We start from the raw sequence: 25,814 nt of genomic DNA on the forward strand, positions 1-25,814 counted from the left end.
GCGGCACCCGGGCACCGTGGCCCCCTTGTCATGCCCCGTGTACGGTGGACGGCGCTTCAGCCGACCGAACGGAACCGCCTCGCCCATGCGCCTGACCGGACTCGCAGCCGTAGGACCGTTCTTCGCCCTGCGGACCGAAGAGGCGCCCGAGGCGCCCGGAGAAGCCCCCGGGGAGTACCTGCCGCTCGGCGAGGAGGCCGTGCGCGCACGCGTGGAGACCGTCGCCGGGCGCCTGGGGACGGAGGACCGGCGCGTGGCCGCGTCCGTCGCCTATCAGGGCATCGCCGGGCGGCTGCTGTCCGTCGCCCTGGGCTCGGCCGTGCTCGCCGGAGAGGTCCCCGACCTCGGCCGGCTGCGCTGGCACCCGGCCCGTACCGCGCCGGACGACCTGTGGCTGCCCGGCCCCACGGCCCTGCCGGGCGCCGCCGGGGACCCGGCCGGAGTCATCCGCGAGCACGTCCTGCGCGGCCCGCTGGCGGACCTGCACGCCCTCACCCGCACGGTCGTCCCGGTCTCCGGGCGCCTCCTGTGGGGCAACGCGGCATCATCGCTCGCGGGCTCCCTGCGCGTGCTGCACGCCTGGTGCCGCGACCGGGGCCGCCCGCAGGACGCGGCCCGCGCCCTGGACCTGGCCCGCGCCGTGCTCGCCGACCCGCTCCTGCACGGCACCGGCACCCTCGTACCGGGCCCCGCGCCGCGCTCCGCGCCGTCCTTCGTGCGCAGCACCTGCTGTCTGTACTACCGGGTGCTGCCCGGCGGGATGTGCGGCGACTGCGTGCTGCGGCACGCGCCGCCGCGGGTGCGCTGAGGGTAGGGCGCGGGCGGCCACTCCCGTGTCGAGAGCACGCCGAGGACGTAGGCCTTGGCCACCAGCGCCGTGCGGTTGGGCACGCGCCAGCGACGGGTGAGCCGGGTCAGGTGGTAGTTGACGCCGTCCACGGTCAGCCCGACCGCCTTGCCGATGGCGGCGGTCGTCGCCCCCGCGGCGGCCAGCGCCAGGATGTGCCCCTCCACCACGCTCACCTCGGCGACCGGTTCCGCCGGACGCGGGACGGTGTCCCCCGCCCGCACCCGGAGCACCGCCAGCAGCATCGGGCTCGGCGGGAAGCCGTCCCCGACCGGGTCCACGAGCAGCTCCCCCTCCCGCTCGACGCCCCCCGCGCCCGCCAGCCAGCGCACCTCGATCGGGTGACGGGGCCGGCGGCCGAGCCGCAGGGCCTCGATGTGCCGGTCGAGCCGGCCCGGCAGCCGTGGCCGGAACATCTCGTGCAGGTTCCGGCCGCGCAGGCGGACCGGCGACGTGCCCCACTCGGCGGCCATGGCCGGGTTCGCGACCGTGACCTCGCCGTCCGGCCGGCAGACCGCGATCGGCGTCGGGATGCGGTCGAGGAGCAGCAGGAAATGATTGCGCCAACTGATGTATTCGTCGCTCACCACGATGCCCGGCCCCTCGCTCGTCCCGTGCCCGTCCAAGGGCCTGTCCAGTGCTTGCCCGGCGGGCCGCGCCCGGGAGCGTCACGCCACGAACCACTGCACAATCGTGCAGTTCTGTATACGACCGGAATAAGCGACTTGCAGATGTGTCCGGTTCCCGGCCCCGGCCCCCCGTTTGGGCCTCCGCCGGCCGGTTACGCGGAGGGGGGCCGCTTCCCGCACCCGTACCCCCTGCCCCTCGCCCGTCCTTCCCGGCACACCGGACCCACAGGAGCCACCAGTGAGCAGCCGAGCCCGGATCGTCGTCGTCGGAGCCGGATTCGCCGGCTACCAGGCCGCCCGCGAGCTGTCCCGCACGGCGCGCGGCGCCGCCGAGATCGTGCTCGTCAACCCGCACGACTACTTCCTCTACCTGCCCCTCCTCCCCGAGGTCGCGGCCGGCATCCTCGAGCCGCGCCGGGTGTCGGTGTCGCTGACCGGGACCCTGCCGCGGGTCCGGCTCGTCCTCGGCCAGGTGGACACGGTCGACCTCGACGGCCGGCGCATCGGGTACGCCGACCCCGAGGGCAACCGCGGCACCCTGGCCTACGACCGGCTGCTGCTGACCGTGGGCAGCGTCAACAAGCTGCTGCCCGTGCCCGGCGTCGCCGAGCGCGCCCACGGCTTCCGCGGCCTGCCCGAGGCCCTCTACCTGCGGGACCACGTCGTGCGCCAGACCGAGCTGGCCGGTGCCGCGGCCGATGCGGAGGAGCGCACCGCCCGGCTGACCTTCGTGGTCGTCGGGGCGGGGTACACCGGCACCGAAGTGGCCGCCCACGGCGTGCTGTTCACCGACTCGCTGGTGCGCCGCAACAGCGCCCTGCGGGAAGCGGGTGCCCGCCCCCGCTGGGTGCTCCTGGACCTCGCCCCACGGGTCCTGCCCGAGCTGGACGAGCGCCTGTCGCGCACCGCGGACCGGGTGCTGCGCCGCCGCGGCGTCGAGGTCCGTACGGGCACGTCCGTCAAGGAGGCCACCCGGGAGGGCGTGCACCTGGACGACGGGGAGTTCGTCCCGACGCGCTCCCTCGTCTGGTGCGTGGGGGTGCGCCCGGACCCGCTGGTCGCCGGGCTCGGTCTGCCCACCGAGCGGGGGCGGCTGTGCGTGGACGAGTACCTGACCGTCCCCGGGCACCCGGAGGTCTTCGCCTGCGGCGACGCCGCGGCCGTGCCCGACCTCACCCGGCCCGGCGAGCACACCCCGATGACCGCCCAGCACGCCCAGCGGCAGGGCCGGACCGCCGCCCGCAACATCGCCGCGTCCTTCGGGCGCGGGGAGCGCCGCCCCTACCGCCACCGCGACCTGGGCTTCACGGTCGACCTCGGCGGCGTCCAGGCCGCGGCCGACCCGCTGCACATCCCGCTCTCCGGGCCCCTGGCCAGTGCCGTTACCCGTGGCTACCACCTGGCGGCCATGCCCGGCAACCGCATCCGCGTCGCCGCCGACTGGCTCCTCGACTCGCTCCTGCCCCGCCAGGGCGTCCAGCTCGGCCTCGTCCGCTCCGGGTCCGTCCCGCTCGACACGGAGACGCCGGAGGTGGCCCGCACGCCGTACGACAGGTCGTGACCCCGGCCGCCCCGACCCGTGGCCGCCCATGACCTGCGGTCGCCCGTGATCCGCGGCATCCCGGGACCCGCCCGGCGGTGACGTACCCTACTGCCCGTTCATATCAGCACACTTGAGCGAGAGCAGCGGGGGACATGAGAAGAGCGATACGCACGGCACTGACGACGGCCGTGACCGCGGCACTGACGGCGGTCACGGCCGTCGCGTCCGCTCCGGCCGGGGCGGCCGAGGGGCCGGCCTACTCGGCGACGGCCTCCCCCGGAGTCCACAACGCCTACGAGAGCGCCAAGTACCCCTACTTCGCGGACGCCCTCGACTCCGGCGCCTCCCTGCTCGAACTCGACGTCTGGACCAACGGCTTCGGCGGGCGCTCCTTCCGCGTCTCGCACTCCAACCCCCTGCGCAACGCCAACAACTGCGAGGGCGCCACGTCGCCCGCGGAGCTGCGCACCGGCACCCGCAACCAGCCCCTGGCCGGCTGCCTCGCCGACATCCGCGCCTGGCACGACGCCCACCCCGGCCACCGGCCCGTCCTGCTCAAGGTCGAGATGAAGGACGGCTTCAACGCCGACAGCGGCCGCGGCCCCGCCGAACTCGACGCCCTGCTCACCGAGAAGCTCGGCGACGCCCTCTACCGCCCCGCCGACCTCGCCGGCGGCCGCGCCACCCTCGACGAGGCCGTCCGGGCCGGCGGCTGGCCCGCCCGCTCCGCGATGGCCGGCAAGTTCCTCGTCGAACTCATCCCCGGCACCGTGGAGGAGCGCAACCCCGCCGACCGGCTGTGGACCGACCGGGAGTACGCGCAGCACCTGCGCGACCTCGCGGCCGCCGGCCGGCTCCGTCAGGCCGCCGCCTTCCCCGCCGTCCACGGCGCCGTCCCCGGCGACCCCCGCACCCGCTACGCCGACCCGGCCCTGCGCCCCTGGTTCGTCGTCTTCGACGGGGACGCCGCCACGTACACGGCGGGCGGCATCGACACGGCCTGGTACGACGACCGGCATTACCTCCTCGTCATGACGGACGCCCACAAGGTGGCCCCGGCCATCGACGTCACCCGCCCCACCGAGGCCCAGGCCCGCGCCCGGCTGGCCCTCCTGGCCGGAGCCCACGCCAGTTTCGCGACCGCGGACTGGTACCCCCTGCCCCAAGTGCTCTCCACGGTGCTGCCGCGGGGCTGACCGGAGACCATGGGCCGGGCGGTACGCCTCGGGTACCGACCCGGCTCCGGCGCCGATCCGGCTCTGGCGCCGATCCGGCTCAGATGCCGATGTGGCGCCGCAGCAGGGCCCGGAAGTCGCGGTCGAACGCCTCGTAGCGGCGCCGCAGTTCCGCCCCGGGCCAGTCCGCCGGCAGCAGCTCCCGCGGCAGGACCGGGTCCGACAGCAGGTGCCGCAGGACCGCGGCCGAGACCGTGAAGCGTTCCGCGAGGGCCGCCGTGCGGTCCTCGCGGAGGGCGGACTCCAGGAAGCGGGCGCGCGCGGCCCAGCCGTCCAGGTCCCACAAGGCCGCCGCGAGCCGTGCCGGGTCGCCCTCCGGCGCGCCCGTCAGCAGCGTGCACTGGGCGGTGACGACCGGCGGCCGGTCCCGCAGGAGGTTGGCGGGGCGCATCCAGCAGCCTTCGCGCAGTTCGCCCAGGCGGAGCGCCGCCATGGCCTGGCGCAGGGCGGCGCGGTCGGCCGCGCTGCGGCGCTCGGGGGTGACGACGGCGATCTCCCAGCCGCCGTCCCACGGCCGGGTGCGGGGCGCGCGGCTGTCGTCCTGCCGGGCCTGGCGGGCGAGGAGCCGGTCGGTCAGCCGGTAGGTGCCGTCGTGCTGCTCCAGGTCGCCCGCGGCGACCATCCGGGTCAGGGCCGTCCGCACCGTCCCCTCCGCGGTCCCGAACAGTTCCCCCACGCGGACGAGGGCGCGCGCGGGGAGCGCGGGCGGGTGGTGCCCGAGGAGGGTGGAGAGTACGACCGAGCGCGCGGTCAGGGACCGCAGTGCAGGAGCGGCGGGACCGGCGGGCGCGGCGGGAGAAACGGCAACGGTGTCGTCCATGGCTGGGCCAACCCTATCCATTACAGTCCTTCATCACGCATCATGAAACTGTAATACCGTCCGACGCCCCACGCCCTGCCGAACGGCCCGCCCGGAGGTCGCCATGAGCGCCACGCACGACGTGTTCAACCAGGCCCCGCCCCTGACCGGCTTCACCACCGCCGACGACCCCGCCCTGCTGGAGGCGCTGCGGCGCGACGGCGGCGCGTGGGGCGAGGCCGAGGTCCGCGAGCTCGGCGCCCGGGCAGGGTCGGAGGAGGTGCAGGACTGGTCCCGCATGGCCGAGGCGCACTCCCCGGTGCTGCGCACGCACGACCGCTACGGCCACCGCATCGACGAGGTCGAGTTCCACCCCGCCTGGCACCAGCTGATGGCCGCCGCCGTGGAGAGCGGCCAGCACGCCGCACCCTGGGCCGAGGCCCGCCCCGGCGCCCACCTGGTGCGCGCGGCGAAGTTCTACGCGTGGGCCCAGGCCGAGCCCGGCCACGGCTGCCCGGTCTCGATGACGTACGCCGCCGTCCCGGCGCTCCGCGCCCAGCCCGAACTGGCCGCCGCCTACGAGCCGCTGCTGGCCTCCCGCACGTACGACTACGGGCTGCGCCCGCCGCTCGGCAAGCAGGGCCTGATCGCGGGCATGTCGATGACGGAGAAGCAGGGCGGCTCGGACGTCCGCGCCAACACCACCGCGGCCGTACCGGCGGGCGACGGCTCGTACGTGATCACCGGCCACAAGTGGTTCACCTCCGCGCCCATGAGCGACGTCTTCCTGGTCCTCGCCCAGGCCCCGGAAGGCCTGACCTGCTTCCTCATGCCGCGCGTGCTGCCCGACGGCACCCGCAACGCCATGCACCTGCAGCGGCTCAAGGACAAGCTCGGCAACCGCTCCAACGCCTCGGCCGAGATCGAGTACGAGCAGGCCGTGGCCTGGCCGGTCGGCGAGCCCGGGCGCGGCGTGCGCACGATCGTCGAGATGGTGAACATGACCCGGCTCGACTGCGTCATCGGCTCCGCGGCCGGCATGCGGGCCGGGCTGCGGCAGGCCCTGCACCACGCCGCGCACCGCAAGGCGTTCGGCGCCGAGCTGATCGACCAGCCCCTGATGCGCAACGTCCTGGCCGACCTGGCCGTGGAGTCGGAGGCCGCGACCGCGCTGGCGATGCGGCTCGCGGCGGCCCTGGACCGCTCCGAGGCCGGGGACGCCGCCGAGTCGGCGCTGCGCCGCCTGGGCCTGGCGGCCGGCAAGTACTGGGTCTGCAAGCGCGGCGCCACCCATGCCGCCGAGGCCCTCGAGTGCCTGGGCGGCAACGGCTACGTCGAGGAGTCCGGCATGCCGCGGCTCTACCGGGAGGCCCCGCTGCTGTCCATCTGGGAGGGCTCGGGCAACGTCGCAGCCCTCGACGTCCTGCGGGCCCTGACGAAGGAACCGGCCGCCCTGGACGCCTACTTCGCGGAGGTCGGCGAGGCGGCGGGCGCGGACCCCCGGCTCGACGCGGCCGTCGCGCGCCTGCGGGACCTGCTCGGGGAGCTCTCCGACCCCGGCCGCGCCCAGCTCCTGGCCCGCCGCCTGGCGGAGCAGCTGACGCTCGTCCTGCAGGGCAGCCTGCTCGTGCGGCACAGCACGCCCGCCGTCGCGGACGCCTTCTGCGCCTCCCGGCTGGGCGGGGACTGGGGCAACGCCTTCGGCACCCTGCCGCCGGGCACGGACCTCGGGCCGATCCTGGACCGCGCACTGCTGAAGGAGGCGCTGTGACCCCGGCCGCGGCGACCCCGGCCGCGACCGTGCGCACGGAGCGCCGCGGACCCGTCACCACCGTCATCCTCTCCCGCCCGGAGGCCCGCAACGCCGTGGACGGGCGGACCGCCGCCGCACTGGCCGACGCCTTCCGGGCGTTCGAGGCGGACGAGAGCGCCCTCGTCGCGGTGCTGTGGGGCGAGGGCGGCACCTTCTGCGCCGGGGCCGACCTGAAGGCGTTCGGCGGCGAGCGCGGCAACCGCGTCGAGGCCGGCGGGGACGGCCCGATGGGCCCCACGCGGCTGCGGCTGTCGAAGCCCGTCGTCGCGGCGGTCAGTGGGCACGCGGTCGCGGGCGGCCTGGAACTGGCGCTCTGGTGCGACCTGCGCGTGGCCGAGGAGGACGCCGTCTTCGGCGTCTTCTGCCGCCGCTGGGGCGTACCGCTGATCGACGGCGGCACGGTCCGCCTGCCCCGGCTGATCGGCACGAGCCGCGCGATGGACATGGTGCTGACGGGCCGCCCGGTCCCGGCCGCGGAGGCGTACGCGACAGGGCTCGCCAACCGCGTGGTCCCCACGGGCACGGCCCGCGCCGCCGCGGAGCAACTGGCCGCGGAGATCGCCCGGTTCCCCCAGGTCTGCCTGCGCGGCGACCGCGCCTCCGTGCTCGACCAGGAGGGCCTCACCGAAGAGCAGGCGATGGCGGCCGAGTTCACGCACGGCCGGGCGTCGCTCGCCGGGGCCGTCGAGGGCGCCGCGCGCTTCGCCGCGGGCGCGGGCCGGCACGGGGACTTCACGGACCTGTGAGACGGCCGGCGCGGTCGGTAGGCACGGCCGGCACGGACGGCAGGGTGGACGGAGGGCGTACGGCAGGTTCGCCGTGCGCCTCGTTCGTCCGTCTTGCGGGGTGAACCCCCGCACATAAAACACACAGTTCTTCACCCCTTCGATGGGATTGGCCCCCTCGTAGGGCAGTTGAGGGCTGGACGACCGCGAGGATCTCCCCGTGAGCGGATGGGTGCGCGCCGGGCGCGCGGGGATCGTGGCCTTCGCGGCCGTAATGGCGACGACCGGGGCCGGGCCCTTTCCGGGGGACGACCCCGGCACCGGCGGGCCCGTCCGGGCCGGCGGGGAGCGCCCGGCGCCCGGCCCGGCGGCCGAGGCCCTGCGCGGCGTCCCCCGCATCCGCCCGGGCTCCGCCGGCGTCACGTACGACCCCGGCCCCGACGGCGTTCCCGGGCACGTCGGCCGTCCCGGGCGGCACGGTTTTCCCGTCCCGGGCGGCATCCCCGGTCACGGCCGCGTCCGTGCCGGGACCGGCGGCCTAAGTGGCGACGCGGCCGCCGCGGAGATCGACCACCGGCCCGGCTGCCTGAGGGTCGGGGCCCGTGCCGGTGCCGCCTCCGCGACGATCGTCATCGGATGCGGACGGGCTCCGCGCCCGGTCACCCCGGCCGCCCCGCGACCACCCGCGCCCGCCCCCACGCCGCTCACGTACGTACCGCCGCCCCCGCCGCCCCGCGGCCGCAGCATCGCCGCGGCGAGCACGGCCGGGGTGGTCAGCAGCAGAGTGAGGGTGACCAGGGACGCCCCGCCCTCGGGCGGGGACGCGGTGGACGCGTGGTAGGCGCGCGGCACGATGTGCGGCGGCGCCGGCGGGACTTCGGGCGCGGGCGGCGGCTCGCTGCGCGGGGCGGCGGTGGCGGCGGCCGCCGCGGCTGACGTCCGTACGCCCCGGCGGCGCGGTCGTCCGCACCGCCCGCCGTCCCGTTCCCGGTTCCCCCCGCTCTCGTCTTCCGGAGGTTTCCCTTGTCCGAGTGGCTGGTCCTGGTCCTTGCCATGGCCGCGGCGTGCGCGGTCGTGCTGACCATCACCGTGCTCCGGGAGCGCAGGCGCGGCGAGGACGACGACCCGACCGAGACGCCCGACGTCATCGAGTACATGACGATGATGATCGGCGTTGTCTACGCCATCGTGCTGGGCCTCGCCATCGCCGGCGTCTGGGAGGCCCGCAACAGCGCCCAGGACCAGGTCCGCGCCGAGGCCCAGGCGCTGCACGAGGTCACCGAGCGGGTGCAGGCGTACGCGCCGGCGGCCCGGGACCAGGCGCGCGAGGACGTCAACACCTACGTGAGCTACGTGGTGCACAAGGAGTGGCCGGTGATGCTCAAGCGCGGCGAGCTCACCGACCGCGGCGCCATGCTGCTGGACAAGGTGCGCGAGGACCTCACCTCGTACGAGCCGCGCAACGACCACGAGGGCCAGTCCTACCAGCCGCTGCTGGACCAGGTCGGCGCCGCGGACGCCGCGCGCAACGCCCGGGGGCAGAGCGCGGGCGACACCATGCCGGGCGTGGTGTGGTTCGGCCTGGTCGCGGGTGCGCTGATCGCCGTGGGGCTGATCTTCACGCTGCAGATCCGCCGCTCGCCGCGCGAGCTGCTGCTGGCCGGTCTCTACAGCGCCCTGATCGCCTTCCTGCTCTTCCTGATCTGGGACTTCAACTCGCCCTTCGGCCACTCCGTCGGCGATTCCACCGCGCCGTTCACCGATCTGTTCGCCATCTGACGGGCAGGTGCTTGAGGCCGTTCTGGAAGTTCGACCTCAGGCGCACCGGCTCGCCCGCCCGCTCCAGGCCGGGCCGCCGGTCCAGGACGGCCCGCAGCACGGCGCGCATCTGGGCGCGGGCCAGGTGGGCACCCGGGCAGAAGTGCGGGCCGTACCCGAAGCTGACGTGGTCGTTGGGGGTGCGGGTGACGTCGAAGCGGTCCGGGTCGGGGAAGACGCGCTCGTCGCGGTTGGCGGAGGGGTGGAAGACGACGACCTTCTCGCCGCGCCGGATGAGCCGCCCGCCGAGCTCGGTGTCGCGGGCGGCGGTGCGCCGGAAGTGCACGACCGGCGGCCAGTGGCGCAGCATCTCCTCCACGGCCGAGGGGACCAGCTCCGGCCGGCTGCGCAGGAGCGCGAACTGGTCCGGGTGGTCGAGGAGTGTCAGCAGGCCGCCGGGTAAAGCGTTGCGCGGGGCCTCGCTCCCCGCGACCGCGAAGAGGAAGAACATCATCTCGAACTCGTCCCGGGTGAGGCCGCCTTCGCGCATCAGCGCCATCACGCTGCCGGGCGCGGGCCGCTCGGCCAGGGCGTGGGCGTAGTGGAACATGTCGGCCAGGGCCTCGCGCGAGCGGGGGTTGACCGGTCGGCCGTCGGGGCGGGTCCGCGGGGCGGGGCGGCGGGCGAGGGCCGCGCGCCCCATGGGGGTGAGCCTCTCCCGGGCGGCCGTGTCCGACAGCGCGTAGTCCGCGTCCTGGTAGCCGATGACCCGGTTCGCCCAGTCGTGGATCAGCGCCCCGTCCTCCTGCGGCACGCCGAGGACGTGGGCCAGGGTGTGCACGGGCAGCTCCGCGGAGAGCTCCACGAAGTCCGCCTCGCCGCGTTCCGCGATACGGCCGACCAGCGCCCGGGCCCGCGCCTCGATGACCGCCTCCAGCTCGCGGACGGCGCGCGGGGTGAGGGCCGAGGCGACGATCCGGCGCAGCCGGCCGTGGCCGGGCGGGTCCTGGTTGAGCATCGTGGTCCGGACGAACCGCAGGTCCGCCTCGGTGTCCGGGTCGCGCAGCTGGGTGGCGCCCAGGTGCGAGGAGAACGTCTCCGGGCTGCGCAGGACGTGCTTGACGTCGGCGTGCCGGAAGACCGCCCAGAAGCCCGGGCCCGGCGGCCAGGGGCCGACGGCCGGTTCGCCGATCCGGCACACGGGGCTCTTCTCCCGCAGCTCCCGGAAGCGGGCGTACGGCACGCCGCGGGCGTAGGTGCCGGGCAGGAAGACGTCGGCGGTCACCTGTTCTACGGTCACGCGGGGACCGTAGACCCTCCTCTGGCGGGCGAGTCAAGGGCTCGCCACAATGTGGGGGTGACCATCGGCCGGTACGGCGGACGGAGGTACGGACAGTGACGGTAACCAGGCCCGGCAGGGCGGGCCCGCCCCGCGTCGTCGACGAGGCGGAGGCGGACGCCCTGGTCCGCGGGATCTGTTTCAAGACGGGCCCACCGAGGTTCCTCGGCGTCGAGCTGGAATGGCTCGTCCACGACCTGCAGGATCCCTCCCGGCCCGTCTCCCCCCGCCTCCTGGCAGCCGCCGCCGACCGGCTGCGGACACTGCCCCTGAAGTCCCTGATCACCATCGAGCCCGGCGGCCAGCTGGAGTTCAGCTCCCGGCCCGCGGAGTCCCTCACCGCCTGTGCGGAGGAAGTCTCCGCCGATCTGGCCACGGCCCGCCCCGTGCTCCGCGCCCTCGGCCTCTCCCTCGCCGGCTACGGCAAGGACCCCTGGCACCCTCCGCGCCGCGTCCTCACCACACCCCGCTACCGGGCCATGGAGGACTTCCACGACCACTGGGGCGGCGCCGGGCGCACCGTGATGACGAAGACCGCCTCGGTGCAGGTCTGCGTGGACGCCGGGCACGAGGAGCCGGGGCCGCTCGGCTTCGGCCGGCGCTGGCGGCTGGCGCACCTGCTGGGCGCCGTCCTCGTCGCCGCGTTCGCCAACTCCCCCCTCGACGGGGGCCGCCCCACCGGCTGGCGCTCCACCCGCCAGGCCTGCTACGAGCGCATGGACCCCGGCCGCACCCTGGCCCCGTCCGAGGACCTCGACCCGAGGGCGGCGTGGGCCGCGTACGCCCTGGACGCCCGGATCATGTGCGTGCGGTCCGAGGAGGGCCCGTGGGAGCCGCCCTGGGGCCTGGACCTGCGCGGCTGGACCCGCACGGGACACCCCCGGCCCGCCACCGACGACGACGTCTCCTACCACCTGACCACGTTGTTCCCCCCGGTGCGGCCCCGGGGCCACCTGGAGCTGCGCATGATCGACGCGCAGCCCGGCGAGGACGGCTGGCTGGTGCCGCTGGCCGTCACGGCCGCCCTCTTCGACGACCCCGTGGCCGCCGAGACCTCCTACCGGGCCGTGAAGGCCCTCGCGGACACGGCGGGCCCGGAGCCCGCGCCCCGCAACGCGCTCTGGCGCAACGCCGCCCGCCACGGCCTGGCCGACCCCGAGCTGCACGCGGCCGCCGTCACCTGCTTCGCCGCAGCCCGCGAGGCCCTGCCCCGGCTCGGCGCCGGCCCCCGCATCCTGGACGCCGTCGACGCCTTCACCGCGCGGTACGTCGACCGCGGCCGCTGCCCCGCCGACGACCTCCTCGACCGGTTCACCGGCGGGAACCGGGCCGCCGGCAAGGCCCCGGGCACCGGCGAGGACCACGCCACCGGCAAGGAGAGCCCCGCATGACCGCACCCGGCCCGGACCCCGACGTCCTCCGCCGGCGCGCCACGGACGCCCTGCTCCGCGCCCGTGCGCGCACCGGGCTCCTCACCGGCTGCGTCGACGACCGCGACCTGACCGCCCAGCACTCGCCCCTGATGTCCCCGCTGGTGTGGGACCTGGCGCACATCGGCAACCAGGAGGAGCAGTGGCTGCTGCGCGCCGTGGGCGGGCACGAGGCGCTGCGCCCGGAACTGGACCCGCTCTACGACGCGTTCGAGCACCCGAGAGCCGCGCGGCCCGCCCTGCCGCTGCTGCCGCCCGCCGAGGCGCGCAGCTACGTCGCGGACGTCCGCGGCCGGGTCCTGGACGTCCTGGAGGCGGCCCCGCTCGACGGCCGCCCGCTGACCGCGTCGGGCTTCGCGTTCGGCATGATCGCCCAGCACGAGCAGCAGCACGACGAGACCATGCTGATCACTCACCAGCTTCGCCGGGGCCCGGCCGCGCTCGGCGCGCCCGAGCCGCCGCCGGCTCCGCCGGACGCCGCGTTGCTGCCGCCCGAGGTGCTGGTCGAGGGGGGCCCGTTCACGATGGGTACCTCGGCCGAGCCGTGGGCCCTGGACAACGAACGGCCCGCCCACCACCGCTTCGTGCCGTCCTTCTTCGTCGACACGCTGCCCGTGAGCAACGCCGCCTACCTGCGCTTCATCGAGGACGGCGGCTACGGGGACGAGCGCTGGTGGCACCCCGAGGGGTGGCGGCACGTCCGCGCCCACGAGCTGACGGCCCCGCTGTTCTGGCGGCGCTCGGGCTCCGGCTGGCTGCGGCGGCACTTCGGCACCGTCGAACCCGTACCGCCCGACGAGCCGGTCCTGCACGTGAGCTGGTACGAGGCCGCGGCCTACGCCGCGTGGGCCGGGCGGCGGCTGCCCACCGAGGCCGAGTGGGAGAAGGCCGCCCGCCACGACCCCGGCTCGGGCCGCTCCCTGCGCTATCCGTGGGGCGACGCGGACCCCACGCCCGACCACGCCAACCTCGGCCAGCGCCACCTGCGCCCGGCGCCCGTCGGCGCGTACCCCGGGGGCGCCTCGCCGCTGGGCGTCCGGCAGCTGATCGGCGACGTGTGGGAGTGGACGTCCAGCGACTTCCTGCCCTACCCGGGCTTCAGGGCCTTCCCCTACCGGGAGTACTCGGAAGTGTTCTTCGGCAGCGCCCACAAGGTGCTGCGCGGCGGGTCCTTCGCCGTCGACCCGGTCGCCTGCCGGGGCACCTTCCGCAACTGGGACCTGCCGGTCCGCCGGCAGATCTTCGCCGGCTTCCGCACCGCACGCGACGCCGAGCCCGCCTGATGTGCCGTCACATCGCCGTACTGGGCCCGCAGGAGCCCATCGGCGCGAGCCTCGCCGATCCGCCGCACTCCCTGGTGCGCCAGTCCTGGGCGCCGCGGCGGCAGCGCCACGGCACGGTGAACGCGGACGGCTTCGGCGTCGGCTGGTACGCCGAAGGCGACCCGGTGCCCGCCCGCTACCGGCGCGCCGGACCCGTCTGGGCCGACCTGTCCTTCGCCGACATCGCCCGGGTCGTCCGCACCGGCGCCCTGCTCGCCGCCGTGCGGGACGCCACCGCGGCGGACGCGGACGGCGAGGCCGCCGCCGCGCCCTTCACCGCCGGGCCCTGGCTCTTCAGCCACAACGGCGCGGTGGCCGGCTGGCCGGACACCGCCGCGCCGCTCGCCGCCCTGCTGCCGCCCGAGGCGCTCCTGCGGCTCGCGGCCCGCTGCGACTCCGCGCTCGTGTGGGCCCTCGTCGAGCACCGGCTGCGCGGCGGGGACGCCCCCGGCGGCGCACTGGCCGACACGGTCGCGGAGCTCGCCGAGGCCGCCCCCGGATCCCGGCTCAACCTGCTGCTCGCGGACGGCACCTCCATCGCCGCCACCGCCTGGGGGGACACCCTCTGGTACCTGGCGGACCCGGGCGGCCGCACGGCCGTCGCCTCCGAGCCCTACGACGACGACCCGCGCTGGACCGAGGTCCCCGACCGCACCCTGCTCACCGCGACCCGCACCGACGTCACCCTGTCACCGCTCAAGGAGCCCTGCCCGTGAGCCCGTTCGCCCTGACCCGCACCCTCCCCGCCGACGCGACCGCCGCCGCCCTGCGCGCCGACGTCGCCACGGGCCTGACCCGCACGCCCAAGGAGCTCCCGCCGAAGTGGTTCTACGACGCGCGCGGCAGCGAGCTGTTCGACGAGATCACCCGCCTGCCCGAGTACTACCCCACGCGCGCCGAACGGGAGATCATCATCGCCCGCGCGGACGAGATCGCCGCGGCCACGCGCGCCCGCACCCTCGTGGAGCTCGGCTCCGGCTCCTCCGACAAGACCCGCCACCTCATCCGCGCCCTGGCCTCCCTCGACCACTACGTGCCCGTCGACGTCAGCGAGAGCGCCCTGACCGGCGCGGCCGAGGGCCTGCTCGCCGACCACCCGGAACTGACGGTGCACGCCCTCGTCGCCGACTTCCAGTACGGCCTGCACCTGCCCGCCACCCCCGCGCCGCGCCTGCTCGCCTTCCTCGGCGGCACGATCGGCAACCTGCGCCCGCAGGAACGATCCGCCTTCTTCGCCGCGGTCCGCGCCGAACTCGCCCCCGGCGACGCCCTGCTGCTCGGCACGGACCTGGTCAAGGACGAGCGCACGCTCGTGCGCGCCTACGACGACGCGGCGGGCGTGACCGCCGCCTTCAACAAGAACGTCCTCACCGTCATCAACCGCGAGCTGGAGGCCGACTTCGACCCGGCCGACTTCGACCACGTCGCCCTGTGGGACCCCCGGCAGGAGTGGATCGAGATGCGGCTGCGGGCCCGCGGTGCCGTCGTCGCCAAGATCCCCGCGCTCGACCTCGCCGTGAACTTCGCCCCCGGCGAGGAGCTGCGCACGGAGATCTCCGCCAAGTTCCGCGAGGAGGGCGTGCGCGCCGAGCTGGCGGCGGCCGGCCTGGAGGCCACCCACTGGTGGACGGACGAGGAAGGGCGGTTCGCACTGTCGCTGTCGGTGCCCGCCGCCGGTTAGCCTCCCCGTGTGAACGGAGATGCGAACGGCGGGCTGAACGAAGAGGCGCACGAACCGTGGAGCCGGGGCCTGCCGTCCGGCTTCGAGCGCGGCACGGACGGGCCCAAGGTGATCGTCGCCGGCGTCGACGGCTCCGACACGTCCTGGCGCGCCGCCGCCTACGCGGCGGGCCTGGCCCGCCGCCGGCACGCGCTGCTCGCGATCGTCTACGTCCAGCCGCTCCTGGCGGGCGGCGCGGCGCTGGGCGCACCCGTGTCCGAGATGACGGAGAAGGTGGCCGAGGAGCTCCTGGCCGAGATCCGCGAGGCGACCGGGCGGCTGCGGGGCGAGCGCGGGGTGCGCTGGGAGTTCCACACCTTCCGCGGGGACCCCTACCAGGGCCTCGTCCAGGCGGCCGACGACCTCAAGGCCGACGCGGTGGTCGTCGGCGCCTCCGAGCGCGCCGGCCACCGCATCGTCGGCTCCGTCGCGGTACGGCTGGTGAAGGCGGGACGCCGGCCCGTCACCGTGGTGCCGTAGCCGCCCCGGAGGGGTGTTCCCGCGGTACGGCGGGGGTAGGCTGCGGCTGCCCGGCGACAAGGAGGTCCTTGCCATGTCCGACCAGGAAGCGGAAGCGACGGAGGCTCCCGAGCCGTCCGGGACGCTGGAGCTCACCGACCGGGACGGCGTCCTGTCCCTGACCCTGTCGGGCGGGGAGGTCATCCCCAAGAACATCCCGGTCCTGGACGAGTCCGGCAAGCTCCTCGCGGTCTACACCGCGGGCCCGCCCGTCCCGCCCGCCGCCGAGGCCGCGCCGGACGTCCTGGCCGAGCGCACGGTGGCCGACCTGACGTGAGCCGGGCGCGGGCGCTCGCCTCGCGCGCGGGCGCGCGGTGCGCCACGGTGGTGGGGACCGTACCGGCCCGCACTCCCTGGAGCAGCGCCCATGACGCACCACACCTACCGCGTGACCGAGATCGTCGGCTCGTCCCCGGACGGTGTCGACGAGGCCGTCCGCAACGGCCTCGACCGCGCCTCCCAGACGCTCCGCAACCTCGACTGGTTCGAGGTCACCCAGATCAGGGGACACCTCGTGGACGGCGCGATCGGCCACTACCAGGTGGGCCTGAAGGTCGGCTTCCGGCTGGACGAGGGCGACTGAGGCCGCCGCTGCGGCCCGGCCCGGACGGCCCGGACGTCCCCGGACGGAGCAACGCGCGGCACGGGTGGAGCGACGTGCGGCGCGAGTGCGGCGACCCGCGGCACCGGTGAATATGAGCAATCCGTGACAGTTCTGCCGTTCGGAGGCCCGTGCGGCGCACGAGTGTGCAGAGGGGAACGATACTGTCCGCATGTCACGGGTACTGCTGATCGAGGACGACCGCGCGGTACGGGACGCCGTCACCCTCACCCTGCGCCGCCGCGGCCACGAGGTGGAGGGCGCGGCGACCGGCGGTGCCGGGCTCGCCGCCATGGACACGTTCCGGCCCGACCTCGTCCTGCTCGACCTCATGCTGCCCGACATGAGCGGCTTCGAGGTGTGCCGCCGCATCCGGGCCACCCAGCAGATCCCGATCATCATGCTCACCGCGCGCGGCGACGACATAGACGTCGTCCTCGGCCTCGAAGCCGGCGCCGACGACTACATCGTCAAGCCCGCCCGCGGCGAGGTCCTGGAGGCCCGCATCCGCGCCGTGCTGCGCCGCGCCGCCCCCGGCGACGGCGGCCCGGACCCGGCCTCCCTCCAGCCCGTGGAGATCCACGGCGACCTGACCGTCGACCGCAAGGGCCTGCTCGTCGCCAAGCACGGCCAGGACCTGCCGCTCGCCCCCTCCGAGCTGAAGCTGCTGCTGTACCTGTCCGCCACCCCGGGCCGCGTCTTCAGCCGCCAGCAGCTCCTGGAGCACGTGTGGGAGCACAGCTACCACGGGGACGCCCGCCTGGTGGACGCCTGCGTGATGCGCCTGCGCACCAAGGTCGAGGACTCCACCCGGTCGCCCAAGTACATCCAGACCGTCCGCGGCTTCGGCTACCGCTTCGGACCCCTGTGAGGCGGCCCGCCCTGCGCATGCCGGCCCTGCGCCGGCCGTCCCTGCGCGCCGTCGCGGCCGGCCTGCGCGCCCGCCTCGTCCTCGCGTTCCTGCTGGTCGCCGCGCTCAGCGCGCTCACCACGGCGGCGCTGACCTTCCGCGAGGCCCGTACGGCCATCCTCAAGCGCACCCAGGACACGGCCATCGAGGCCCTGCGCTCCCAGGTCAACTCGCAGGTGCCGGACTACGCCTTCCCGCTCTCCCAGCAGGCCCTGCAGGACCTCCAGCACCGGCTCAACGCCGCCGGCAGCGCCCAGCGCTGGACCGTCTACGTGCGCTACCGCGGCAGCGGGCTCGTGCCCGGCGGCGACCACGGCCGGGTCCTCCCGCGCGGCGTCCAGGAGAAGGTCCGCGCGGGCATCCCCGCCTTCCAGCGCCTGGACAGCGGCGGCGACCCCTGGCTCGCCATCGGGCTGCCGGTCACCTACCGCGGCAGCAATGAGGCCTCCGGCCTGGAGGTGTACGCCCAGATGCCGCTCCGCGAGGACGAGGCGAACGTCCAGGCCCTGGTCAAGGCCGCACAGAGCGGCGCCCTGCCCGCCGTCGCCCTGGCCGCCGTACCGGCCCTGATCGCCGCGCGCGGCGTGCTGCGGCCCGTGCGCGAACTGCGCCGCGCCTCCCGCAAGCTCGCCGCCGGCGAACTGGACACCCGGCTCAAGGTCACCGGCCGCGACGAGCTCGCCGACCTCTCGCGCACCTTCAACGACATGGCCGAGGCCCTGGAGGAGAACGTCGCCGAACTGCGCCGCATGGAGGCCAACTCGCGGCGCTTCGCCGCCGACGTCTCGCACGAGCTGCGCACGCCGCTGGCCGCCATGACCGCCGTCGTCGACGTCCTCGACGACGACGCGGACTCCCTCGACCCCGACACCGCCTACGCCGTCCGCCTCATCAGCGAGGAGACCGGCAAGCTCGCGCGGATGGTCGAGGACCTGATGGAGATCTCCCGCTTCGACGCGGGCGCCGCGGCCCTCCACCTCGACGAGGTCGACGTCTCCGAGACCGTCCGCAAGACCCTCCAGGCCCGCGGCTGGCAGGACAAGGCGTCCGCCGACCTGCCCGAGGGGGTGCGCGCCCGGCTGGATCCGCGCCGCATCGACGTCGTGGTCGCCAACCTCGTCGGCAACGCCCTCAAGCACGGCGGCGAACCGGTGGACGTCGCCGTCCGGGTGGCCGGTGAGGGCGCCGGGCGGAGGCTGCTGATCGAGATCGCGGACCGCGGCGAGGGCATCGACCCCGAGGTGCTGCCGCACGTCTTCGAGCGGTTCTTCAAGGCGGACTCCGCCCGCGCCCGCTCCGAGGGCAGCGGCCTCGGACTCGCGATCACCCTGGAGAACGTACGCCTGCACGAGGGCACCGTGCGGGCCGCCAACCGACCCGGAGGAGGCGCCGTGTTCACCGTGGATCTGCCGCTGCGGCAGGGCGGGGGCGAGACGGCGTGAAGGCGCGACGAGTACGCCGCGCCGCCCCGGCCGCCCTGCTGGCCGCGGCGCTCACCGGCTGCGGCGTCACCACCACCGACGTCATCGACGTGGGGCAGCCCGCGACGGGGGCCAAGCGGCAGGGGGAGGTCAACTCGGCGGAGGCGAGGCTCTTCTTCATGTCGCCCACCGGCGTGACGTCCGTGACGCGGCCGGCCAAGGCCAAGCTCGGCGCCGAGGACGCCGTCGCGCTGCTGCTGCAGGGGCCGAGCGAGGAGGAGCGGGTGCGCGGCCTGTACTCCGACGTGCCCAAGATGAAGGGCGAGGTGCACGTCACGACCGGAACCCTCCGGGTGAGCATCCAGATGCCGTTCAACGTCCTGCGGCTGACCCCCGTCTCCAGGAGCCAGTTCGTCTGCACGGCGGCGGCCAACGAGGTGCCCCGGGGGCGGCAGATCCACGACGTGAAGGTCGAGCTCAGCGGCGGCAGTTACGTCATCACCGACCTGGTCTGCGACAGCAACCAGGCCTTCCCCGCGGCCAAGCTGCCCACCCCTGCCGTATCCCGCTGACCCCCGGTCGGCCGCCGCTCAGGTCCGCGGGAAGCTGAAGGCGTAACCCTCCTGCTTGAGCTCGGGCAGCAGCCGCCCGAGGGCCTCCACGGTCTGGGTGCGCGGGCCGCCCGCGTCGTGCATCAGGATCGTCGGGCCCTTGCCCAGCTCGCGCCGGACGGTGTCGAGGATCTTCTCGACGCCCGGGCGCTCGAAGTCCTTGGTGTCCACGTTCCAGCCGAGCGGGCGCATCCCGTGCTCGGCGGCGATGCGCCGGCTGTCCGGGGTGAACGCCCCGCCGGGGGCCCGGTAGTAGCGCACGGGCTCGCCGCCGGAGGCCTCCTCGATGAGCTTCCGGGCGTCCAGGATCTCCTTCTCCTGGTACGGCACCGGCTTCTTGTCCATCCTGGTGTCGTGCGACATGGAGTGGTCGCACAGCCGGTGCCCCGCCGCGACGACCTCCTTGACGAGGTCCGGGTGCTTCTGCGCGTTGGGCCCCGTCATGCAGAACGTGGCCTTGGCGCCGTACTCCTTGAGCACGTTCAGGACCTTGGGCGTCCACGTCGGGTCCGGGCCGTCGTCGATCGTGAGGTTGACCGTCCTGCCGGAGTCCTCCGACAGGTGCTCGATCTCCTGACTGACCGTCCTGCCGGCGGCCGGCCGGTCCGCCGCCTGGGAAGTGCTGCCGCTCTCGCGGTCGTTGACGGCCACGGCGAGCGTCCCGGCGGCTATCGCGAGGACGGCCGCCGTGGCCGCGATCCGGTTCCTGTGCTTCTTCGGCAGCGCCATGGCGCGGTCCCGCCCTCCCTCTCGGTGTCCCTTACACCGAGTGAGAGGGCGGGGGCGGGGAAGAGCGTTGCGCCTGTTACGAATTGCTCATGTACCCGGCATACGGGGCTCATGCGCGGGGCGGGCGCCGTCAGCCCGTGGGGCGGAAGCCGCGCAGCCGCAGGCTGTTGCCGACGACGAAGACCGAGGAGAAGGCCATCGCGGCTCCGGCGATCATCGGGTTCAGCAGCCCCGCGGCCGCCAGCGGCAGGGCCGCCACGTTGTAGGCGAAGGCCCAGAAGAGGTTGGCCTTGATGGTGCCGAGCGTCCGCCGGGCGAGGCGGATGGCGTCGGCGGCGGTGCGCAGGTCGCCGCGGACGAGGGTGAGGTCGCCGGCCTCGATGGCGGCGTCGGTGCCGGTGCCCATGGCCAGGCCCAGGTCGGCCTGGGCGAGGGCGGCGGCGTCGTTGACGCCGTCGCCGACCATCGCGACCGAACGGCCCTCGGCCTGCAGCCGCTTGACGACGTCGACCTTGTCCTGCGGCAGGACCTCGGCGATCACCTCGTCGATGCCGACCTCGGCCGCGACCGCTTCGGCGACGGCCTTGTTGTCACCGGTGAGCAGGACCGGCGTGAGGCCGAGCGCGCGCAGCCGCCGGACGGCCTCGGCGCTGGTGTCCTTGACCGCGTCGGCCACCTCCAGCACCGCGCGGGCCTCGCCGTCCCAGGCGACGACGACGGCCGTGCGGCCCGCGGCCTCGGCGGCGTCCTTCGCCTCCCGCAGCCCGGCCGGCAGGCCCATGGCCCACTCCGAGAGCAGCTTCTCCCGGCCGACGAGGACGGCGTGGCCCTCGACGACGCCCTGGACGCCGAGGCCCGGCAGGTCGGCGAAGTCCTCCGGCACGGGCAGCGTGCCGACGCGCTCGGCGGCGCCCGCGGCGACGGCCCGGGCGATGGGGTGCTCCGAGGCGTGCTCCAGCGCGCCCGCCAGCCGCAGGGTGTCGGTCTCGCTCACGCCGTCGGCGGTGCGGACGGCGAGCAGGGTCATGCGGCCGGTGGTGACGGTGCCGGTCTTGTCGAGGAGGACGGTGTCGGCCTTGCGGGTGGTCTCCAGGACCTCGGGGCCCTTGATGAGGATGCCGAGCTGGGCGCCGCGGCCGGTGCCGACCATCAGGGCGGTGGGCGTGGCGAGCCCCAGGGCGCACGGGCAGGCGATGATCAGCACGGCCACGGCCGCGGTGAACGCGGCGGTCGCGCCCGCCCCGGTGGCCAGCCAGAACCCGAGGGTCGCGAGCGCGAGGACGATCACGACGGGTACGAAGACGGCGGAGATGCGGTCGGCGAGGCGCTGGGCCGCGGCCTTGCCGTTCTGCGCGTCCTCCACGAGCTTCGCCATCCGGGCCAGCTGGGTGTCCGAGCCGACGCGCGTGGCCTCCACGACGAGGCGGCCGCCCGCGTTGAGCGTGGCACCGGTGACCGCGTCGCCCACGCCGACCTCGACGGGGACGGACTCGCCGGTGAGCATCGAGGCGTCCACGGCGGAGCTGCCCTCGACGACGGTGCCGTCGGTGGCGATCTTCTCGCCGGGCCGGACGAGGAAGCGGTCGCCCACGGCCAGGCCGGAGACCGGGATGCGCTCCTCCCGCCCGCCCCGCAGGACCGTGACCTCCTTGGCGCCCAGCTCCATCAGGGCCCGCAGCGCGGCCCCGGCCTTGCGCTTGGAGCGGGCCTCGAAGTAGCGGCCCGCCAGGATGAAGGCGGTGACGCCCGCGGCCGCCTCCAGGTAGATGTTCTCCGCGCCGCCGCCCCGGCTGACCGTCAGGTCGAAGGAGTGCGTCATGCCCGGCATGCCGGCGTCGCCGAGGAACAGCGCCCACACCGACCACAGGAAGGCCGCCGAGGTGCCGACCGAGATCAGGGTGTCCATGGTGGCCGCGCCGTGCCGGGCGTTGGTGAACGCGGCGCGGTGGAAGGGCCAGGCGGCGTACGTGACGACGGGCGCCGTCAGGGTCAGCGACAGCCACTGCCAGTACTCGAACTGCAGGGCGGGCACCATGGCCAGCAGGACGACGGGGACGGCCAGCGTCACGGCCGTGATCAGCCGCTGCCGCAGCGTGAGCAGCTCGTCGCCCTCCCCGGCGGGCTGCCCCTCCTGCGCACCGGCGGGCGCCGCCTCGGCGGGGGCGGGCGGCTCGGCGGTGTAGCCCGTGGCGACCACCGTGGCGATCAGGTCGTCCACCGAGACGCCCTCGGCGTGGAAGACCCGGGCCTTCTCGGTGGCGTAGTTGACCGTGGCCTCGACGCCCTCCATGCGGTTGAGCTTCTTCTCGATCCGGGCGGCGCAGGAGGCGCAGGTCATGCCGCCGATCGCGAGTTCGACCTCGGCCGTGCCGGTGGTACTGCTCGTCGTGGTGCTCATCCGCGCTCCTCGTGCCGTTCCCCTCATACCCCTGGGGGGTATCTCCTACCTCCATGTATACCCCTGGGGTGTATCGATCGCAAGGGGGAGGAACGACTTCGGGCCGTACCCCTGGGGGGTACGGCCCGAAGCAGGCGGGGCGGGAGGCGCCCGAGGTCAGGGCTGCAGGCCGCCGAGCCGCCCCTCCAGCAGGACGAGCAGCTCGGCCAGCGTCGCGGCGAGATCGGCCCGGCGGTCCTCGCCGAGCCCTTCGAGGAGCGCGCTCTCGTAGCCCAGCTGGTGCGGGATCAGCCGGTCGATGAGCTCCCGGCCCTCGTCCGTCAGGGACAGGTGGGCCACCCGGCGGTCGCGCTCGTCGGCGCGGCGGGCGACCAGGCAGCGCGCTTCGAGCACCCGCAGCCGCTTGGTCACGGCGGCCCCGGAGGCGAAGGTCTCCCGTGCGATCTGGCCCGGGGTCAGCTCCCGGCCCGTGCGCCGCAGGGTGCCGAGGATGTCGAACTCGGCCCGCGTCAGGCCCTCGCGCACCAGCGGGGCGTCCGTGGCCTGCTGGAGCAGCGCCGCGCAGCGGTTGAGCCGGCCGATCACGGCCATCGGCGCGGTGTCGAGTCCGGGGTGGACCTGCTGCCACTGCCGCAGCACGCGCGCGACGATGTCCTCGGTCACGTTGGTGATCCTTTCCAGTCGGTGCTCCGGGTAGATTCTGCCGTCCCGCCGGTGACCGTCCGGAGGGAGCCCTCACATCGGCGCCGCGCCGCCGCCCGGTGCGTGCCCCCGGGCGAGCGAGGCCAGCGCCCGGTGGCCGTCGTGCTCGGCGCGAACCACCCGCTCCCCGGGGACGGTCCGCTGCCGCCACTCGCCGGCCGCGGCGTCGGCCGCCTCCCGCAGGTCGACGAGGGCGGCCGCGAGCCGGTCGCGGGCGCGGTCCGCCTCGTGGGCGCCGGCACCCGCCGCCACGGCGAGGGCCGCGGCGTGCGCCTCGGACACCCGGACCACGGCGGCGTCGACCCGGTCCGCCGCCCGCCGGTTGGTGACCAGCGCGCAGACGAGCAGGCCCGCCGCCGCGCCGACGAGCGTATCGGTCCAGCGGTCGCCGACGAGCTCCCCGGCGGGGCGGCTGCCGCCGAATTCGGTCAGCAAAAGGGCCATCGGGGTGACGCAGACCGTACCGAGCCAGTAGCTGCGGGAGATGAGCGCCTCGGCGCCGGCCAGCAGGACGAGCACGGCCAGGACCATGACCGCCTGGCCGGTGCGCATCAGGGGCGCCAGCGCGGCGAAGAGCGCGACGCCGAGGAGGTTGCCCAGCACCCGCTGCAGCGCGCGCTGCCAGGACGGAGCGCCGCCCGCCTGCACGACCGAGGCGGCACTGACCACGGCCCAGTACGGGTGGCCGACCCCGCAGGCGAGCGAGGCCCAGCCGGCCAGGGCGGAACCGGCGAGCACGCGGGCGCCCGTGGGCAGCAGCAGGGACAGCGGCAGCGGCCCGGGCGGCACCGCGCCCGGGCCGGGGGTGGCAGGCGCGTCCCCGGGCAGGGCGCGGCCCTTGCGCAGGGCCCGGGCCCAGGCCTGCCAGGGCCCGCTGTCCGGGCCGGGGGCCGTTGCGGGGGACCGGCCTGCGTCCGTGCCGCCGCGACCGTGCACGACCGCCTCCCTGCGGACGAGTTCGGCGTGCACGTGGGCGCGCACCGCCGCGGGTGCGCGCAGCAGCGCCTGCCAGGCGGCGTGGCGCGCGCGGTCTGCGTCCCCAGGGTTCGCCGGGTTCGCCGCCTCCGCCGTGTTCGTGCGGGCCAGCCGATCCGCGGCCTCCAGGGCGCGGGCGGCGGCGATGCGCTCGGGGCCGTGCGGGCGGACGAGGGCGGGCGCCATGCAGACCAGCCACGCCCACAGGCCGCAGGCCAGCGTCAGGCCGACGTGGAGCGGGAGGTCCGCGGCGCGCTGCGGCGCGAAGCACGCCGACGCCGTGACGAACGTGAGGACGATGTGGCCCGGCGGGCCGGTGCGGGAGGCGTCGCAGGCCGTCTTCTGCGCGGCGGCGAGCACGGCGGCGACCGCCACCAGGACGGCGGGGGAGGGCGTGAGGGCCGCGGTGGCCAGGGCCGCGCCGACGCCCGCGGTCATGCCGAGCACCACCAGGGCGAGGGTGCGGGCGCGCGCCGCGTACGGGCGATCGTGGCCGAAGAGCGCGCACAGGGCTCCGGCGGAGGTGTAGAGCGCGAGATCCAGCCGGCCGGCGGCGAGCAGGGCGGCGTACGGGACGGCCATCGCCACGACGCCGCTCAGGGCCGACTTGTACCAGATGTCTGCAGGTCGGCCGATCCGGAGGGCGGCCTGCAGGGACCCGGGCAGCGGGGAGCGTCTGAGCATGCTCAGAAGATTAGCAAGTGTTTTACAGAGAAAATAAATCGAGAGTACGGGCCCGGCAGGCCGCCGGCGTTCCCCAGGCCGACCGCAGCGCCCGCGCCTTGCCCAGCCACAGCGACAGGTCGTACTCCGCGGTGTAGCCGATCGCGCCGTGCAGCTGCAGGGCGGCCCGGGCCGCGGCATAGGCGGCGTCGGACGCCGCCGCCTTCGCCGCGGCGACCTCCGCCCCGGCGCCCGGCGTGCCCGCCGCCAGGGCCACGGCCGCGCCGTGCACGAGCGGCCCGGCGAACTCCAGGCCCACGCGTACGTCCGCCAGCCGGTGCTTGACCGCCTGGAAGGCGCCGACCGGCACGCCGAACTGCTTGCGCTGCCGCACGTACCCCACCGTCCGCTCCAGCAGGGCCAGCCCCACGCCCAGCACCTGCGCGGCCGCCGCGAACGCCGCCCAGTCGGCGGCGAGCCGCGCCGCCTCGCGCACCGCCCGCCCCGCGGCCACCGGCTCCGCACCGCACCGCGGCAGGGCGAGCCGCCGCGCCGGGTCCAGCGAGGGCTGGACGGGGCCGTGGCCGGTGGCCAGGAAGAGGTCGTCCGGGCCGCCCGGCGCGACGAACACCCCGTCGCACACGTCCGCGTCCAGCGCGTACGGGCTTCCGCCCGGTGCGCCCGGCAGGGCCGCCGTCACCCGGGCCCCGCCGTCGCACACGCGCGGCAGCCAGGCCTCCGCGAGGACCGGCCGGCCCGCCTCGGCCAGCCGCGCCAGCAGCACCGACACGGCGGCCGTCTCCACGACCGGGCCCGGCACCGCGTGCCGGCCCAGCTCCGTGAAGGCCACCGTCGCCTCCACCGGCAGCGGCCCCGCGCCGCCGAACGCCTCGGGCACGGCCAGCCCGAAGACCCCGGCCCGCGCCAGCCGCTCCCACAGCGCGAGCCCCGGCCCGTGGTCGCCGCGCGCCCAGGCCCGTACGGCCGCCGGGGTGTCCGACGCGCCCAGCATCCGGCCGAGCGTCCGCCCGAACTCCCGCTGCTCGTCGTCGAGTGCGAACCTCATGCCGACCGCCCCCGTACGGCACGCGCCCGTCCCCGTACGGCTGGTGGAACCTCCCGTGC

General features: G+C 75.6%; 25 protein-coding genes. 17 read left to right on the plus strand and 8 right to left on the minus strand.

What is annotated here, in order from left to right:
• Positions 1-85: 85 nt before the first annotated feature.
• Positions 86-808 carry a (2Fe-2S)-binding protein gene (locus tag AS857_RS41865; protein WP_058042744.1) on the plus strand — a complete coding sequence of 241 codons (723 nt, stop codon included), beginning with the start codon at positions 86-88 and terminating at the stop codon, positions 806-808.
• Here the strand turns inward: AS857_RS41865 and AS857_RS09895 are convergent.
• Positions 739-1,437 carry a PAS domain-containing protein gene (locus AS857_RS09895; RefSeq protein WP_079110426.1) on the minus strand — a complete coding sequence of 233 codons (699 nt, stop codon included), beginning with the start codon at positions 1,435-1,437 and terminating at the stop codon, positions 739-741. The two genes, AS857_RS41865 and AS857_RS09895, sit on opposite strands and share 70 nt — an antisense overlap.
• A gap of 277 nt (positions 1,438-1,714) precedes the next feature.
• On the opposite strand from AS857_RS09895, the gene AS857_RS09900 reads away from it, so the two are divergent.
• Entirely contained in the window at positions 1,715-3,037 is a 1,323-nt protein-coding gene (locus AS857_RS09900) for an NAD(P)/FAD-dependent oxidoreductase (RefSeq protein WP_058042745.1), read from the plus strand.
• Positions 3,038-3,171: 134 nt separating this feature from the next.
• The gene (locus tag AS857_RS09905; RefSeq protein WP_058042746.1) at positions 3,172-4,215 is read left to right on the plus strand and encodes a phosphatidylinositol-specific phospholipase C domain-containing protein; all 1,044 of its coding nucleotides are present in this window, start codon (positions 3,172-3,174) and stop codon (positions 4,213-4,215) included.
• 79 nt (positions 4,216-4,294) lie between these two features.
• Here AS857_RS09905 and AS857_RS09910 read toward each other — a convergent pair whose 3' ends face one another.
• Positions 4,295-5,074, minus strand: coding sequence for a PaaX family transcriptional regulator C-terminal domain-containing protein (locus tag AS857_RS09910; protein WP_058042747.1), 780 nt, complete (start codon positions 5,072-5,074; stop codon positions 4,295-4,297).
• Between the two features lie 103 nt (positions 5,075-5,177).
• Here AS857_RS09910 and AS857_RS09915 point away from each other — a divergent pair, with 103 nt between their 5' ends.
• The 4 genes from AS857_RS09915 to AS857_RS09930 all read left to right on the plus strand — a co-directional run bounded on the left by AS857_RS09915 (position 5,178) and on the right by AS857_RS09930 (position 9,370).
• Entirely contained in the window at positions 5,178-6,824 is a 1,647-nt protein-coding gene (locus AS857_RS09915; RefSeq protein ID WP_058042748.1) for an acyl-CoA dehydrogenase family protein, read from the plus strand.
• Entirely contained in the window at positions 6,821-7,612 is a 792-nt protein-coding gene (locus AS857_RS09920) for a crotonase/enoyl-CoA hydratase family protein (RefSeq protein WP_173864739.1), read from the plus strand. The genes AS857_RS09915 and AS857_RS09920 overlap by 4 nt, the downstream gene beginning before the upstream one ends.
• Positions 7,613-7,811: 199 nt before the next feature.
• Complete coding sequence (locus AS857_RS39875; RefSeq protein ID WP_058042749.1) at positions 7,812-8,432, plus strand: hypothetical protein; 621 nt, start codon at positions 7,812-7,814, stop codon at positions 8,430-8,432.
• Between the two features lie 182 nt (positions 8,433-8,614).
• Entirely contained in the window at positions 8,615-9,370 is a 756-nt protein-coding gene (locus AS857_RS09930) for a bestrophin-like domain (RefSeq protein WP_058042750.1), read from the plus strand.
• Here AS857_RS09930 and AS857_RS09935 read toward each other — a convergent pair.
• Positions 9,348-10,649: a cytochrome P450 gene (locus tag AS857_RS09935; protein WP_245699733.1), complete on the minus strand. Its 1,302-nt coding sequence runs from the start codon at positions 10,647-10,649 to the stop codon at positions 9,348-9,350. The two genes, AS857_RS09930 and AS857_RS09935, sit on opposite strands and share 23 nt — an antisense overlap.
• A gap of 95 nt (positions 10,650-10,744) precedes the next feature.
• Between AS857_RS09935 and egtA the strand changes: the two genes are divergently transcribed.
• From egtA to AS857_RS09985, 10 genes are all read left to right on the plus strand, one after another.
• Positions 10,745-12,079: an ergothioneine biosynthesis glutamate--cysteine ligase EgtA gene (egtA, locus tag AS857_RS09940; RefSeq protein WP_058042751.1), complete on the plus strand. Its 1,335-nt coding sequence runs from the start codon at positions 10,745-10,747 to the stop codon at positions 12,077-12,079.
• A complete protein-coding gene (egtB, locus tag AS857_RS09945; protein WP_058042752.1) occupies positions 12,076-13,401 on the plus strand; it encodes an ergothioneine biosynthesis protein EgtB in 1,326 nt (441 codons plus the stop codon). The genes egtA and egtB overlap by 4 nt, the downstream gene beginning before the upstream one ends.
• A complete protein-coding gene (gene egtC / locus AS857_RS09950; protein WP_058042753.1) occupies positions 13,401-14,156 on the plus strand; it encodes an ergothioneine biosynthesis protein EgtC in 756 nt (251 codons plus the stop codon). The genes egtB and egtC overlap by 1 nt, the downstream gene beginning before the upstream one ends.
• Positions 14,153-15,121, plus strand: coding sequence for an L-histidine N(alpha)-methyltransferase (egtD, locus tag AS857_RS09955; RefSeq protein WP_058042754.1), 969 nt, complete (start codon positions 14,153-14,155; stop codon positions 15,119-15,121). The genes egtC and egtD overlap by 4 nt, the downstream gene beginning before the upstream one ends.
• A gap of 69 nt (positions 15,122-15,190) precedes the next feature.
• Positions 15,191-15,640, plus strand: coding sequence for a universal stress protein (locus tag AS857_RS09960; RefSeq protein ID WP_058044041.1), 450 nt, complete (start codon positions 15,191-15,193; stop codon positions 15,638-15,640).
• Positions 15,641-15,713: 73 nt separating this feature from the next.
• Positions 15,714-15,956 carry a hypothetical protein gene (locus tag AS857_RS09965; protein WP_058042755.1) on the plus strand — a complete coding sequence of 81 codons (243 nt, stop codon included), beginning with the start codon at positions 15,714-15,716 and terminating at the stop codon, positions 15,954-15,956.
• A 90-nt stretch (positions 15,957-16,046) separates the two neighbouring features.
• Entirely contained in the window at positions 16,047-16,262 is a 216-nt protein-coding gene (locus tag AS857_RS09970) for a dodecin (RefSeq protein WP_058042756.1), read from the plus strand.
• A 190-nt stretch (positions 16,263-16,452) separates the two neighbouring features.
• Positions 16,453-17,151, plus strand: a complete 699-nt coding sequence (locus tag AS857_RS09975; protein ID WP_058042757.1) for a response regulator transcription factor — start codon at positions 16,453-16,455, stop codon at positions 17,149-17,151.
• 17 nt (positions 17,152-17,168) lie between these two features.
• Positions 17,169-18,632 carry an ATP-binding protein gene (locus AS857_RS09980; RefSeq protein ID WP_058044042.1) on the plus strand — a complete coding sequence of 488 codons (1,464 nt, stop codon included), beginning with the start codon at positions 17,169-17,171 and terminating at the stop codon, positions 18,630-18,632.
• A complete protein-coding gene (locus AS857_RS09985) occupies positions 18,629-19,183 on the plus strand; it encodes a hypothetical protein (protein WP_058042758.1) in 555 nt (184 codons plus the stop codon). Before AS857_RS09980 ends, AS857_RS09985 begins: the two co-directional genes overlap by 4 nt.
• Before the next feature lie 18 nt (positions 19,184-19,201).
• Here the strand turns inward: AS857_RS09985 and AS857_RS09990 are convergent, their stop codons facing one another.
• The 5 genes from AS857_RS09990 to AS857_RS10010 all read right to left on the minus strand — a co-directional run bounded on the left by AS857_RS09990 (position 19,202) and on the right by AS857_RS10010 (position 25,755).
• Positions 19,202-19,951, minus strand: a complete 750-nt coding sequence (locus AS857_RS09990; RefSeq protein WP_058042759.1) for a polysaccharide deacetylase family protein — start codon at positions 19,949-19,951, stop codon at positions 19,202-19,204.
• A 130-nt stretch (positions 19,952-20,081) separates the two neighbouring features.
• Positions 20,082-22,349, minus strand: a complete 2,268-nt coding sequence (locus tag AS857_RS09995) for a heavy metal translocating P-type ATPase (RefSeq protein WP_058042760.1) — start codon at positions 22,347-22,349, stop codon at positions 20,082-20,084.
• A gap of 156 nt (positions 22,350-22,505) precedes the next feature.
• The gene (locus AS857_RS10000; protein WP_058042761.1) at positions 22,506-23,012 is read right to left on the minus strand and encodes a MarR family winged helix-turn-helix transcriptional regulator; all 507 of its coding nucleotides are present in this window, start codon (positions 23,010-23,012) and stop codon (positions 22,506-22,508) included.
• Positions 23,013-23,084: 72 nt separating this feature from the next.
• Positions 23,085-24,710: an FUSC family protein gene (locus AS857_RS10005; RefSeq protein ID WP_058042762.1), complete on the minus strand. Its 1,626-nt coding sequence runs from the start codon at positions 24,708-24,710 to the stop codon at positions 23,085-23,087.
• Positions 24,711-24,732: 22 nt separating this feature from the next.
• Positions 24,733-25,755, minus strand: coding sequence for an acyl-CoA dehydrogenase family protein (locus AS857_RS10010; protein ID WP_058042763.1), 1,023 nt, complete (start codon positions 25,753-25,755; stop codon positions 24,733-24,735).
• Between the last annotated feature and the right edge of the window lie 59 nt (positions 25,756-25,814).

The organism is Streptomyces roseifaciens, from assembly GCF_001445655.1.
Classification (GTDB): domain Bacteria; phylum Actinomycetota; class Actinomycetes; order Streptomycetales; family Streptomycetaceae; genus Streptomyces; species Streptomyces aureoversilis.